At 48.7% G+C, this 12,974-nt stretch carries 13 protein-coding genes and 1 pseudogene; 5 read left to right on the plus strand and 9 right to left on the minus strand.

The features are described 5' to 3' along the window. Positions 1-554 (minus strand): ABC transporter ATP-binding protein (locus tag ACSHWX_RS14790; RefSeq protein WP_435669002.1); only part of this gene is annotated, 554 nt, incomplete at its 3' end. A 168-nt stretch (positions 555-722) separates the two neighbouring features. On the opposite strand from ACSHWX_RS14790, the gene ACSHWX_RS14795 reads away from it, so the two are divergent. Together ACSHWX_RS14795 and ACSHWX_RS14800 are read left to right on the plus strand one after the other, a co-directional pair. After that, the gene (locus tag ACSHWX_RS14795; RefSeq protein ID WP_435669003.1) at positions 723-1,721 is read left to right on the plus strand and encodes an ester cyclase; all 999 of its coding nucleotides are present in this window, start codon (positions 723-725) and stop codon (positions 1,719-1,721) included. Between the two features lie 126 nt (positions 1,722-1,847). Then, positions 1,848-3,240 (plus strand): annotated as a pseudogene (locus tag ACSHWX_RS14800) (transposase). A 225-nt stretch (positions 3,241-3,465) separates the two neighbouring features. On the opposite strand, the gene ACSHWX_RS14805 reads toward ACSHWX_RS14800, so the two are convergent. Further along, positions 3,466-4,278, minus strand: a complete 813-nt coding sequence (locus ACSHWX_RS14805; RefSeq protein WP_435669004.1) for a hypothetical protein — start codon at positions 4,276-4,278, stop codon at positions 3,466-3,468. A gap of 162 nt (positions 4,279-4,440) precedes the next feature. Between ACSHWX_RS14805 and ACSHWX_RS14810 the strand changes: the two genes are divergently transcribed. The 3 genes from ACSHWX_RS14810 to ACSHWX_RS14820 all read left to right on the plus strand — a co-directional run bounded on the left by ACSHWX_RS14810 (position 4,441) and on the right by ACSHWX_RS14820 (position 7,819). Further along, on the plus strand, positions 4,441-5,247 hold the full coding sequence (locus ACSHWX_RS14810) for a SprT-like domain-containing protein (protein WP_435669005.1): 807 nt from the start codon (positions 4,441-4,443) through the stop codon (positions 5,245-5,247). 11 nt (positions 5,248-5,258) lie between these two features. Further along, a complete protein-coding gene (locus tag ACSHWX_RS14815; protein ID WP_435669006.1) occupies positions 5,259-5,972 on the plus strand; it encodes a hypothetical protein in 714 nt (237 codons plus the stop codon). A 671-nt stretch (positions 5,973-6,643) separates the two neighbouring features. Continuing rightward, positions 6,644-7,819 (plus strand): glycosyl hydrolase family 28-related protein, encoded by a 1,176-nt coding sequence (locus tag ACSHWX_RS14820; protein WP_435669007.1) that lies wholly within the window; start codon positions 6,644-6,646, stop codon positions 7,817-7,819. A 797-nt stretch (positions 7,820-8,616) separates the two neighbouring features. Here ACSHWX_RS14820 and ACSHWX_RS14825 read toward each other — a convergent pair. The 7 genes from ACSHWX_RS14825 to ACSHWX_RS14855 form a co-directional block, all read right to left on the minus strand. Then, a complete protein-coding gene (locus ACSHWX_RS14825; RefSeq protein ID WP_435669008.1) occupies positions 8,617-9,003 on the minus strand; it encodes a hypothetical protein in 387 nt (128 codons plus the stop codon). Next, entirely contained in the window at positions 8,996-9,316 is a 321-nt protein-coding gene (locus ACSHWX_RS14830; RefSeq protein ID WP_435669009.1) for a hypothetical protein, read from the minus strand. The genes ACSHWX_RS14825 and ACSHWX_RS14830 overlap by 8 nt, the downstream gene beginning before the upstream one ends. Before the next feature lie 90 nt (positions 9,317-9,406). Beyond that, on the minus strand, positions 9,407-9,682 hold the full coding sequence (locus ACSHWX_RS14835) for a hypothetical protein (RefSeq protein ID WP_435669010.1): 276 nt from the start codon (positions 9,680-9,682) through the stop codon (positions 9,407-9,409). 58 nt (positions 9,683-9,740) lie between these two features. Then, positions 9,741-10,220 carry a hypothetical protein gene (locus ACSHWX_RS14840; protein ID WP_435669011.1) on the minus strand — a complete coding sequence of 160 codons (480 nt, stop codon included), beginning with the start codon at positions 10,218-10,220 and terminating at the stop codon, positions 9,741-9,743. After that, positions 10,220-11,140, minus strand: coding sequence for a glycoside hydrolase family protein (locus tag ACSHWX_RS14845; RefSeq protein ID WP_435669012.1), 921 nt, complete (start codon positions 11,138-11,140; stop codon positions 10,220-10,222). Before ACSHWX_RS14845 ends, ACSHWX_RS14840 begins: the two co-directional genes overlap by 1 nt. 294 nt (positions 11,141-11,434) lie before the next feature. Beyond that, positions 11,435-11,938 (minus strand): hypothetical protein, encoded by a 504-nt coding sequence (locus ACSHWX_RS14850; protein WP_435669013.1) that lies wholly within the window; start codon positions 11,936-11,938, stop codon positions 11,435-11,437. 39 nt (positions 11,939-11,977) lie between these two features. After that, complete coding sequence (locus ACSHWX_RS14855) at positions 11,978-12,970, minus strand: hypothetical protein (protein ID WP_435669014.1); 993 nt, start codon at positions 12,968-12,970, stop codon at positions 11,978-11,980. Positions 12,971-12,974: the final 4 nt, after the last annotated feature.

Genomic DNA, 12,974 nt, shown 5'->3' on the forward strand with positions numbered 1-12,974 from the left:
ACTGCAAGTTTATGGGTGAGGTTTTTGATCTGCGCGCGGGTGGAAACCCGCAGTTTTGCATCCAGATTGGAAAGCGGTTCGTCCATCAAAAACACATTTGGCTCGCGCACAATAGCCCGGGCAAGTGCAACACGTTGGCGCTGCCCCCCAGAAAGCTCGGCAGGTTTGCGATGTAGAAATTCGGTCAATTCAACCATTTCGGCCGCTCGCATGACCCGTTCATCATGGGTTGCGGGATCAATTTTTCTCACCTTCAGCGGAAACCGAATGTTCTCATAGACATTCATGTTGGGGTAAAGGCCATATGATTGGAAAACCATGGCCACATCCCGATCCTTGGGCTCCAGATCATTGACGACCTGCCCGTCGATCTTGATCTCGCCATCAGACACATCCGCCAAACCGGCGATCATGCGCATCGTTGTCGTTTTGCCACAGCCAGACGGACCCAAAAGCACCAAAAACTCTTTGTCCGCAATTGTTAGGTTAAAATTGTCGACACCAACGAATAAACCCCACTTCTTTGTGACATTCTTCAATTCAATTTGCGCCAAAATTACCTCCCCAAAACACCGATGCATAGATTTTGCATTCGTATGCAATATAGGTAACCAGAAACTGACACTGTTAGCAACGAAAAAATTGCATTCGTATGCAAATTGGTAGATACTGGTGTAAATATCAATTAACACTTCCCCCCTAACTATTTGAGAACAAACGAAATGCCAGGCTATCAGTCAGAAAAATCGACCATACTATCGCTCTACAAAAAGATGGAAAATCATGGCATTGATGCATATTGCGATGCGTTGGATGAGCTGACACCTGAAAATTATGTCTGGCGGGGATATCACCCATTTGATGAACTTGAGGGTGCTCAAACTGTGGGCGATCAATTTTGGCGACCTTTGAGCAACGCGATGAGCAATCTTACGCGCCGCATGGACATTTTCATGGCTGGGACCAACATGTTCGCAGATGGTGAGGTTTGGGTTTGCTCGATGGGCCACTTAATGGGGCTATTTGATAATCAGTGGCTTGGCATTCGCCCAACCGGTAAGCTTGCGATGTTGCGCTATTGCGAGTTTTCTAGGGTTTCAAATGGAAAAATCATTGAAACAGCGATGTATTTCGATATTCCCCATTTCATGATGCAAGCGGGCCAAAACCCCTTTGCGCCACAAACCGGCGCACATCTTGTTCAACCGGGGCCTGCGCCGCATAACGGTTTAATGTTTGAACAGCAGGCGCCGTTAGAGGCGGAGGAAACGCTGGCCCTGATCAATCACATGGTTGGTGACCTCGGTCAATGGCAGAACAAGCTTCCACTAGAAGAAGAATTGGCCCAAACGTGGCACGACGATATGCTTTGGTGGGGACCGGCTGGCGTGGGCGCAACATATACAATTGAACGCTATGCCAAACAACATTCCGCGCCATTTAGAGCCGCATTTACCAACCGCTCAAAAACCAAACATGTCTGCCGCATGGCCGAAGGGCAATTTGGCGGTTTTTTTGGCTGGCCCAACTTCACAGCGACACATACTGGCGGCTTTATGGGGCTGCCGAGCTCAGACAAGCCAGCGGAATTTCGCGTCATTGACATGTATCGGCGCGACGGCGATAAATTAGCAGAAAATTGGATATTTATCGACTTCCTTCATATGATGAAACAGATGGGTGTAGACGTATTGTCGCGAAATAGAACACATCAATTCTAACACACATCCGATTGCGTCCAACAAATCAATGGACGTCGACAAAGGGCTTATTCTGTTGAAAAACACTTGTTGATTATGGTTGTAGTACTAATTCAATTTTCTTGTTGATCATGGGGAATTTGAACGATGATGGGACCGCGTACAGAAGCACAATCTGCGCTGTTTTATGAGTTTTGTTTAGAAGATCATGTGCCTGACGAGCACCTGTTACGCCGCATCGAGGCTGTCATTGATTTGTCGAGTTTACGTCAGCACCTTGCGCCTCATTACAGTTCCACCGGACGCCCTTCGATTGATCCTGAACTGATGATCCGTATCCTGCTGATCGGCTACTTGATGGGCATTCGTTCTGAGTGACGGCTCTGTGATGAAGTGCATCTGAACATAGCCTATCGCTGGTTTTGTAAGTTGGATTTGACCGATGAGGTTCCAGACCATTCTACCTTTTCGAAGAACCGACATGGCCGCTTTCGTGACAGCGAGCTGTTGCGGCAAGTGTTTGAAAGGGTTGTTTCCCAATGCATAGAGTTCGGTTTGGCTAGCGGTGAACGTTTGGCAGCCGATGCCAGCATAATTGCCGCAGACGCAAATCGGCAAAACTCTTCTCGACAAGAAGATTGGGAACCTGAGATAATTGATCCTACATCTGCGCCACGCGCCGTAAGGGAATATCTCGAAACGCTTGATGATGCCGCCTTTGGTGCAGCAAGTCCTGTTAAACCCAAATATACCTCGCATTCTGACCCTGCAGCGCAATGGACTGGTGCACGCGGCGGGCCTGCTTACTTTGCATATTCCGCCAATTACCTTCTTGATACAGACAATGCGATCATCCTGGACGTCGATGCTACACGGTCCATACGGCAGGCCGAGGTCAGGTCTGTTCAGATCATGATTGATCGACTGAAACGCAAGCCATGATATGAAACCGGAACGATTGATCGCTGACACGGCCTATGGAACTGGTCCGATGTTGGAATGGTTGGTTGTTGAGCGCGGGATTGCGCCACATATCCCTGTCTTTGACAAGTCAGGTCGCAAGGATGGAACGTTTGAACGGGCTGACTTCACCTTCGATGAACAAGGTGATCGTTACATCTGCCCAAGCGGTAAAGAGCTCAAGCAATACCATCGTGCCTTCACAACACCAAGATCAGGTCCAAACAAAGATGCAACCCTTCGGTATCGTGCACAAAAGTTTGATTGTGATGCCTGCGCACTAAAACCAAAGTGCTGCCCCAAACAAGCAGCGCGCAAAGTCACAAGAACGATCTTTGAAAACTCACGCAATGAAGCACGCCGTTTAGCTCAAACGCATCAATATGCGATCTCGCGAAAACTGAGAAAGAAGGTGGAGATGTCGTTTGCCCATCTCAAACGAATACACGGCTTAAGTCGGCTCAGATTACGTGGACCATGTGGCGCAAATGACGAATTCCTCCTCGCCGCAACCGCTCAGAACCTCAAAAAGCTAGCAAAATGGGCAACAAACCCAATGCCAACACGAAAACCAGTGTAAATCGGTGGTACGTAACCCTTACCTGCATTCCGGGATTGCAAAATATAGCGGGTTTTTCAACGGAATAGGCTCCAAGCAGCCGATTGCCAAACTGGTGCGTTGTTGCTCCCCAATGTCTGCTTGAAGGAACCTTGGCGTCAAACTCTTAAGCCAGCCAGACGTCCGCTTCCCGCCCATCTACGATCTTACTTCAACCCACAAATTACTGGTCGGCAGGGAACTCGGTCACCCTTTAACATCAATTTCGATTGTGTAAATTCTGCGTTGCTGTTTTGGCTGCGCCAGGATATGCCGAGAGATGTCTGCAGCTATCGCAGAGTCAAAAGGCAGTTGATTTTCAAAGTTTGATAATAGATTGGACGGCCAAGGCGCTTGGGTCTGAATTGTGACAAATCGATTGATGCCTATCCAATTTGTTTCCTGTACCCAATCCAACTGACCTTTTTTGTCTCGACCTGGCATTAAGACTGTCGAGTTCTTCTGGTCACAAAGCAGCGGTGAGAACGACCAATTGGTTCTGCATTGCTGAATGCCGATAACATTGCCACCTCTTAGCTCACTTTTGAACTCCACCCGAAACCAGTCTGAAGTCGAAACCTGATGCTCCACTTCTCGCTTGGCTTCAGATTTTCGCGCGACGGCATCTAGACCGTTGTGTTTTTGGACGAAGAGCGTTGCAGAACTGAAATCACCTTCGCTTTGCAAAAGTTCAAGCAGGCTTATGTCGGTGTTTGTTTGCAGATACTGCTCCACGCTGAGCACTGCCCCTTTAAGAACCTGCTCGACTTCCGAGATATTCATACGCCTATCGCTGCTTGCAAAAATCGCATCTGCGAATAGTTGAACCACATCCGGATATCTCTTTGTTGGAATGAGCCCGGGCGTCGCTTTGTCCGCGCCGGTATCCGCCCAAGATTCAATAGTTTTGCGTTTGGAGCCAAGCGCTTCAGCAATCGCGGATAAATCCGAAAACTGCCCATATTCGATCAGCAGCGCAAATTTACGTCTGAGCTGTGGGATCGTTCTGTCTTTGCTCAAATCCTTACCCCCAAATCCAGCTATTCGCTGCGTCAAACCTGACTTTGTCGGTTCCATAATTGCTAGTTCAGCTTATGGGCGCAAGGGCCATTTTTAGTACCAATGCTGCGCTTTCACAAGAAGCCGTCCTTAGGGCGAGAAACCGTAGAATTGGCGAGGGTTATGAAACCGCAAGTTCAAGCTGAGGAAAGTGATCTGGTCGTACGATCTAACAGACACGTCAGTTCAATCGTGCGACGAATTAAAACAGACAGCAAAAACGAAAAATCAATCCGTCCAACGTTGGAAGCGCCAAGCGAATTGTTGTTCGCGTGCGACTTCTTCAATGATGCTTTGTTCGATGGCAAGCTTCCAGATTGCGTCATCACCTATACGCGTAAGAAGAACGTGCTGGGTCATTTTTATCCTGATCGGTTCGAGCGTGCAGATGGTGGGTTTTGGCCAGAACTTTCGCTGAACCCAACCTATCTGGCCCTGCGCGAGCAAAGAGATTCTCTTTCAACGCTAGTGCATGAACTTGCCCATGTGGCACGTCACTACTTTGGTCCCCCAAATCGTCGCGGCGGACGTGGATCGAATGGTTATCACGATTTGGTATGGGCCAGCATCATGGAAGAGATTGGCTTGATGCCATCAAACACGGGACTTCCTGGCGGTAAGAAAACTGGCAATCGCATGACGCACTATATTGTTGATGGTGGCCCGTTTGATGTTGCCTGTCAGGCGTTGCTCGACAGCGGCTTTCGGATCAATTGGCATGATCGTTTGGTCTTCTCGAGCGTCGACCCAAAGGGCGGCTTGGACGGAGATCTCGTCTCTCCGGCAAAAAAAGACCGGATCAAGTTCACTTGTCCCAAATGCACGCTCAAGGCTTGGGCCAAGCCCTCGGCTTTGCTGACATGCACAGACTGCAGCACGCCGATGCGCTCGGCTCAGAGTTCCACCACAAATCTCATCAAGGTTCTTTGAAAGGAAGCATAATGGCCAGATACACCCAAAGAAAACGCCAACGGCTAGGGATTGAAAAACCAGAGGCCAAACCGCTGGTCAAAACAATTATTGCCATCACTTCGGTTTGTTCTGCAGTTTTACTCGGGCTAGCAGCTCCCGCATTGCTTGATAGTTCAACAGCGTTTGATTTTGTCAAAATTGGCGTTTTGGTGTTGGCGGTTGGAACGATTACGTTTGGCGTCAACATATTGGCCATTGATCGCATTGCCCCATTGGCTGCGATTGGGATTAAAAGTGCATTTGTTGCGGGTGCAGCTGCAATCCTATTAGTGGGTTCAGCTTTGTTTGCCTCAACTTATGCAGGGTTGGTTCGCCCACAAGTTGCAGAATTGCGATTGCAAGCGTTTGGTGATGACCTCACTTCACACATGGGTGCAGTTCATGAACAAGCTCTTGAAGCGGGACGCATCGTGCCGATCATTCGGGCGAACGCTGCAGACCGAGAACAAAATTTATCTTGCGAAATTCAACAATCTTGCCTTTCGGAACATCCGGTTGCTGGCGATGGTCCAGTTGCCCGATTGTTGCGGTCGCACGTTGTGCGGGCAACATTAATGGGTTGCAACGCAAATATGCTGACAATCTCCGAGCGGTACTGGGTGATGAAGGTCAAAAGAAACTGGCCTCGCCTAAATTCCCAGGCAAGGTCGGCGTTGCAGAAACGCTTGAGACCAAATGGCTGATGCATTTCTTTCCAATCGCTCTGTTTGTCGGGGTTTTGGAACTTGTGTGGCCCTTTCTGATCTATCTCACAACTTGCTGGGTGTTGTGGAACAACGTTCGGCGCAACGACCCCCCAGCACCCAAGCCAGAGAAACCAAGTCCGTTCGAAGTGTTGTTTGTGCCAACACCCCCCGACAACTCGCTCGAGAACGGTTTGGATCACGCGCCCCAATACTCCAATGGCAAAGCACAACGTGCCCAAACCTCTTCCAACGGAGCGCGCAATGGGCAGCAAAATGGCTCCAATCGTGGCGATAGGAGAGGAAATGTGACAAGTTTTCCACAACAATAACTTAGGTTGGCTACCCTGTAAAAGCTGACCATTGTTTTAATTGGGTTTATTAGGATGTTGGCTAACCAACTTTCTACGCAAAAACATGAAACAATACCCTCACCGTTTCCTGCTACAATGTTGTAACGCCCGTCTTTACAACACCCAAATAAGCGCAGAACAAAGCCTATTGCTCATCATTGAATGTGTTCGCAAAAGAGACATGGTCTCGCCGCAAACTTATCGTTTTTCTGTCAAAAAATAACCGAGAAGAAATTTAAGCATTTGATGGTCGATCACAATCGACCAAGACGACTAAAATCGTCTTATTTGCCCATAATTTATTTGAGGAATATTGCAATGACAACATTTGACGTTAAGACATACGGTGCGGTTGGCAATGGCACAACTGATGACACCAGTTCAATTCAAAACGCAATCAATGCGGCTATCGCGAACGGTGGCGGCACGGTTTATTTTCCACAGGGCGACTACAAAACCACTTCCACTTTAACGCTTACAAGTCTGGAAGGCGTCTCACTCAAGGGTGATAATTGGAATTCAGCAAAAATTAGGTCGGCTGCAAATGGTGACACTGTACGTGTTGAGTCTGGTGCGGGGTTTGAATTGAAAAACTTAGGCTTTCACCCACTCATAAATAAAACATCAGGTGCAGAGATCAATTTAAAACAAGGCTTTTCCTTCGTGATCAACGGAGTAAACATTTTTGATTCTGGACCAAGTTCGCAGCCTAATGTTGGCATAGCACTCAACAATTATGGAACACAATTCAAATACTGGATTGAGAACACCGAAGTAAACGGGTGCAGGGAGCAAGCCATCGTCATTGGCAAATCGGGAGGCGGCCTGGTTCAAGATGTGTGGTTACGAAATATCATTGTAGCTCGCTCTGGCGCCGAAGGACTGCTAATGGTCAATTGCTCCGGAATTGACTGTGTCAATCTAGAATCGCTAAATGACACCCAAGGTGTGGCCACGTATCCAGGCAACGGACAAATTGTGAAGTCGGTCAAAATGACAAACGCCATTTTTGACACCGGATCGGACTCTGGCTTCAAAATGCTGACTGGTGGAGGCAGTGTCTATGATTGCCAATTTTCAAACTGTTGGTTTTCTGGCAACAGTAATCATGGGTTGTGGGTTGCGCAAGGTACGGGAAAAATCGATGGCATCATTTTCACCGGCAGCCAATTTTTGAACAACAAAAAACACGGTGCATTCGTTGAGAGCGGATCGGGTTTTCAATTCGTATCTTGTCAATTTAAATGGAACTCCATGACGAATAACAATCAGTATTACGGATTGTCAATTTGGGATGACGTTGACGATGTCGTCATTAACAGCAATCTTTCCGGTGCTTATGGAGAATTTGCCGCCCAGAACGCGCAGCGAGGCGGTTATCGCATCGGCGCAAATTGTGATCGCGTAGTATTCACAAGCAATATCGCAAAAGGCAACGCGAGTGTCCCATGGGATATATATTCCACCGTGTTGCAAAATTCAAATGCTTCATAAATTTTCGTAATTCCAACCACGACGGTTAGGCAGCGTTGACGCGCTGCCTACTCCGCTACTTCTAATTCACTAAAATTTAGCAAATCAATTCTTACCTACCACCTCAAAAAACCCTGAAATCGGGGCTGTGGCGATTTCCGCGCCGTTGCATCCTTCAGGGATCAACAGCGGATAATAGGCCGAGCAAACACGCATCTAGGCAAATGCTGGGTGTGTTGGTCGAGCACGAATTACTTAAACTGTTGGAGATGTAGAGGCAGCCAATCCAATTGACATACTTGAATTTGCTGAAATTCGTCCCTAAGTTTTAGCTATGCATATCCAAACGATGGCAAAAATTTGGGTTGAATGTGGAGCCGAGTTGGCGTCCATCAGTGCTGTCGCATGCATGGAAGCTCACGAACAAACAGGAGCCTCAGCAAATGAATGTATTTATGTACATGAAAATTGTCGGAGAAGCCGCCACTCGCGGTTCACTTCAACAATCGAGTTGAGAACCGACAGAATGGTGGCACAGGCAACACCATGTTTGAATTCACATTACTTTTCCTTGCATTTGCATGTGGAGCGGCAACCGCCTTAAAGCTTCGACACGGATATATCGTGCGGTTCACCGCAACTTTTTGGGGCGGACTGCAGTGGGAAATCAAGCCACCGAAAAAGTAAAAATAGGAAGGCGCCTGCATGGCGCCTTTACTTATCCAAAACCAGACCCAACAGGGCGGAGAAGTGCGCGAGCCTTTCAGAAACCATGAGGTCCTTGGCCGGCGATACAAAAAGATGAAGTTTCATGCGGATTATCTCGGCTTCGTCTGAGCGAATATCCGTTTAATTCGTCCGCGTTTTTTGAAAAAGAAAAGCAGCCCTGCAAACAAGCTAACCACGCCAAAAATGGCGGCAGCCAAGCAGAATCCAACGAGACCATCGATAATAAAATCTCCATCTCCAAAGTACTTTTCAACTAATAACCATCCGGCTCCTGAAAGCAGAAAAGTACCAAGCGCACCAAACAGTGCCCCGACGCTGTCAAAACTCAGAACATCTTCCAAATCGTCCCTTGTCACGGCCACTACCTCTTGTTGTCGATCTAAGTGTTGATGAATAATAAGCGAACCAGAACCATGGTGGATATCGAGGGCATTTTGTTGCACACGCTTCCTTTGTTCGTCCTCGTGTTTACTCATTATCCCCTCCATTCGCAGCGGGGATATCCTGCTGAGCACCTTCCGGTATTGGTGACGGATTCATAATGCCTATATAAACCGCGTTCATGAATTGTGTGTTCCCACAATTGCGACAGAGTATTCCAACAAAGGCGTAGGTCGGACCACCAACCACAAGACCTCCGCCTTGAAATGGACGACTTTCAAGAAAATCGTCCATAACAGTCCACTGCCGGTTCGCACAAATCGGGCACTTTCCGATGAGCGTGGACTTACTGTTCACCCAATCTAGAACCTGCTGTTTCTGCTGCTGCGATACTTTTGAATTGTCCATAATTGCACAAAACAACACAGTCCGTGGGTTGTAAAGAGCTCAACGAACCAAATCACCCAGCAACTTACGGCGACAATCGCGTGCTATACATCATTGCTTCTCCAACGCCCGATCCAATTTGTCATCAATCTTATCAAGCTTGGCCGACATTCGATCTAGTTCTTTGTTGACGCTTTCACGCGTGGCGTAATGCTCAGCAGCATAAAGCTTGTGTGCGGCAATGGCCTTGTCCAAGTCGCTGATGTCATCCCCGAGATCGCTTTTGATCTTGCCAATGGCCCTCGCAACCCAAATGGCAAAGCTCGCTGTTGAGATAACAACAGTACCCAGTAGCATCAAAATTTCCCACGTCACAGCCCCGCTCATCAATTCGCCCTATCAATTTAAGGTATGAGAAAAGGCGCAGCATTTGCCGCGCCTGCAGCTACGTTCGTTTGCCAGTGATAAACCCGCCAGCGGCGGCAGTGCCGGTTGAAAGAGCAACCTTTACCGGATCAAAAAGCCAGTCCATAGCCATGCGCGAAAACTCGTCATAGGGCGGCGGGAATGCGGCGATGCTCCAACCCTGTGGCCAAATGCCATGCTCCCACCACAAGACGTTGTAGACCGCTAGCAAGCCGAATGTGGAAAGACCTGGTAACAAAGCCGCGCCAAGAATGAACCAAAACACCTTGTGGTTCATTTTGAGCTTTTGCCGGGTGGTGCCTTCAGCATTTGCCGATCGGTAAGCGATCACCTGTTGTTCCCAAAAGGCAACGGATTTGTTGGCTGCAATCTTTTCAGTTTCGGTTTTGGCATTCAGCCGGTCGCGATGTGCTTGGTTGAGGCCGTTGATTAGGTCTTTTCCCAATCCACCACCAAGTAGGTTGAGCACCAACCCACCAATCCATTGAAAGAAAACCATCACACAATCACCTTATGGCCACGGATAGCATTCCAACGGCGCTGCAAAACATCTCTATGTCGCCAAAGCGTCCAGACGATCACACCGGCAACAACTCCCGCTGCAATCCAGCCCCAAGGCAACCCGGCCATAAATGCGCCAATACCGCCGACAAGTGATCCACCGCCACCTTTGGTCATCGCATCTTTTGCGACCTGCCCGGCCATCTGCGCATCACGACGCAATTGCGCCAATGTGGCTGGGTCAAGAATGCCGTCATTCACCAAGTGTGGATGCGCCTCTTGATAGGCCAACAAAGCCATCTTGGTTTTTTGTCCCATCCAGCCATCAATGGCACCGGGATTGAACCCACGCGTCGTCAACAGCTCTTGAGCTTCTTTGACCACAGGGTCTGGCACAACCCGTGTTTTCGTGGCCGTGCGTGGCACGCCTTCACCCATATGATGCTTTGGATATTTGCCATGCAAGAGGATCTGAGATGTTTCAAAACGGCGCCGCACCAAACCCGGCAACACTTTGCCCTTGGCCTTGTGGTAGTGGGTTTCCAGATATATGGCAGCTAAACGTTTCTTGCCAGCACGCCAGAGCTTTGCCCACTTCCAGCCAAAAGTAGCAGGCCCCATATTGTAGCAATTATCAAAACCAGCATTAAATTCGTGCTGTTTTGCACCTGGCATCCCTTTGCGGGTTGGTGGCTCGTAAACTTCCTCGGCAAGTGCTTTGAAAAGTTTCATACCCTCTTCATAGGTGATCTTGGTTTTGCCGGGGATCAGGCCATTTTTGAAATATTCTCGCGCCACACGGCTGCGCATAGTTATCCCAGCAAATATTGTGGGCACGCCTACAGGGTCCAAGTAACAGGTCAGCACAACGCCTTCATGGCCAAGAGTGTACTCTTGGCCCTCACGGTCCAGTTTCATGGTTTTCTCCAATTTTGGGTGGTGTCTAGACACAAAAAAGCCGCTCAGCGGCGGCGTGTAATGGGTTTGATATGCCGCTCATAAAAAGCGGTTACTTGAGGTTTGAAGCGATGATAAAGCGGCCTGAAGAACATCATGAGCAGGACACAAATCAGGACCAACGGCCAAACGAGTGGCGGTGTGTTTTGAAGAATGCAGCTCGTCAATAACTAGTCGGTTCCACCACTGGCACGAACCTCGCAACAGTGGCGAATTGGAAACAGCAATTCGGCAAACCAAAAGAGGGTGCAACCGTCACTCATTGGTCCACCATTTGTCGTTTTGATAGTCCGCTGGAATGGGGTCCATAGCCTCAAGCAAGCTCGCCTTGGCAACAATCGCGTCGATTGCTGTATTGCCAGCCCTGACCGCTTCAACCTGCGTTATCTGATCCGACGTCCAAGTTTCCTTGCCCAACTCAAGCCAAGAAATCATCAACCGAGAATAATAGGCTTGTTTGTCTGGGTCTGCGATTTGGTAAATGCGACGTTGGCGTTCTGCTTTCAATTTTTCAATGGTTGGAGCATTCACCAAAATTAGTGCAGCCTCTTTTTGATCCAACTCTTTTTGCCACAATGCCAGAATGTCTTCAGTCCAAGCGGCATCACAAATGGCCTGAACTTTGGTGTCCTCATTTGAAATATCAGCGTCAGGCCAGAGCACATATCTATGAACCTCGCCACCTTCACTTAGCCGTTTGACGCTCACAGGTTTGCAAGGCTGCTTACCCACCTCAGCAGTGTAAATGAAACTGGTCACAGTAATTCCAATCTTGTTTTTTGGATTTCGGCTTTTTCGCTAAGCGGCAAAATATGCAAACTGGACACCTAGTTCGCCACCGAGATCGGCTTGCGTCAGATTGTCGGATGCACCTACAAGTTTCGCTATTCGGATGGATGATTCACCCCCTGAAATATATCCCCCAAGCGGGCCAGCTGCATCAGCAGACCACAGAGGAACTAGTGTGAAATTGTGCCCATTTGCGAACGGCAACCCACCACAATCAAGACCATTCGACCCAACTCCAGCATTGGAAATGGTGACATACGCCATGACATGAACAATGCTTCCTTTTTTCACATATCTTGCATTTGTGAACGCGTATGTTGGAGCAGCCGATTGAACAGCCCATGTTAAAATGGGGGTCCATGTACCTTCTTCATAATCGTCAAGTTTGTTAGCCGCTCCGCTACCTCCAAGATACACCCCAGCAAATTCTGGACTGTCCGAACTCGCTAACGCCAACTTGGTTCGTGCCGCCGCCACATCTGTCAATTCACTCAGATTGTTCGCGCCGGACATATCGCCAGCCGGACCTTGTGGTCCCGGATCACCTTGATCGCCCTTTGGTCCCTTGATATTGCCAATGATCGTCCAAGCGTCGTTAGCCTTGGCATACAGGTCGCCATTGTCATTGTTGACGTATTGCTGCCCGTTCTCGCCATCACCCGCAGCCGGTGTGCCAGATCCATTGGAAAACTTCACCGGGTTTTCGGCCAGCAAAATATATTTGGACAGCTTTTCCGCTAGCGTAACGTTGCTGGCCCATTCAGATGATGAGTGCAAAATCTCATATGAAAGACCGCTGGCACTGGCTGGGCCGAACGCGGTTTTCAGGTCAATTTCTGTGGTGTTGATAATCGCCTCAACAAACGAGATATGCACCCCGCCATTAACAACAACCAGATCCCCCACCCGCACCACATTGTCAGTCCAACCACCGCCCGTAAGCACAAGCCGTTTGCTGCCCTGCGCCGCTGCCACGGTGCCTGCATTGTAAATTTCAACCATGTTT

The sequence above is a fragment of the Maritalea sp. genome (assembly GCF_051251695.1).
Classification (GTDB): Bacteria; Pseudomonadota; Alphaproteobacteria; order Rhizobiales; family Devosiaceae; genus Maritalea.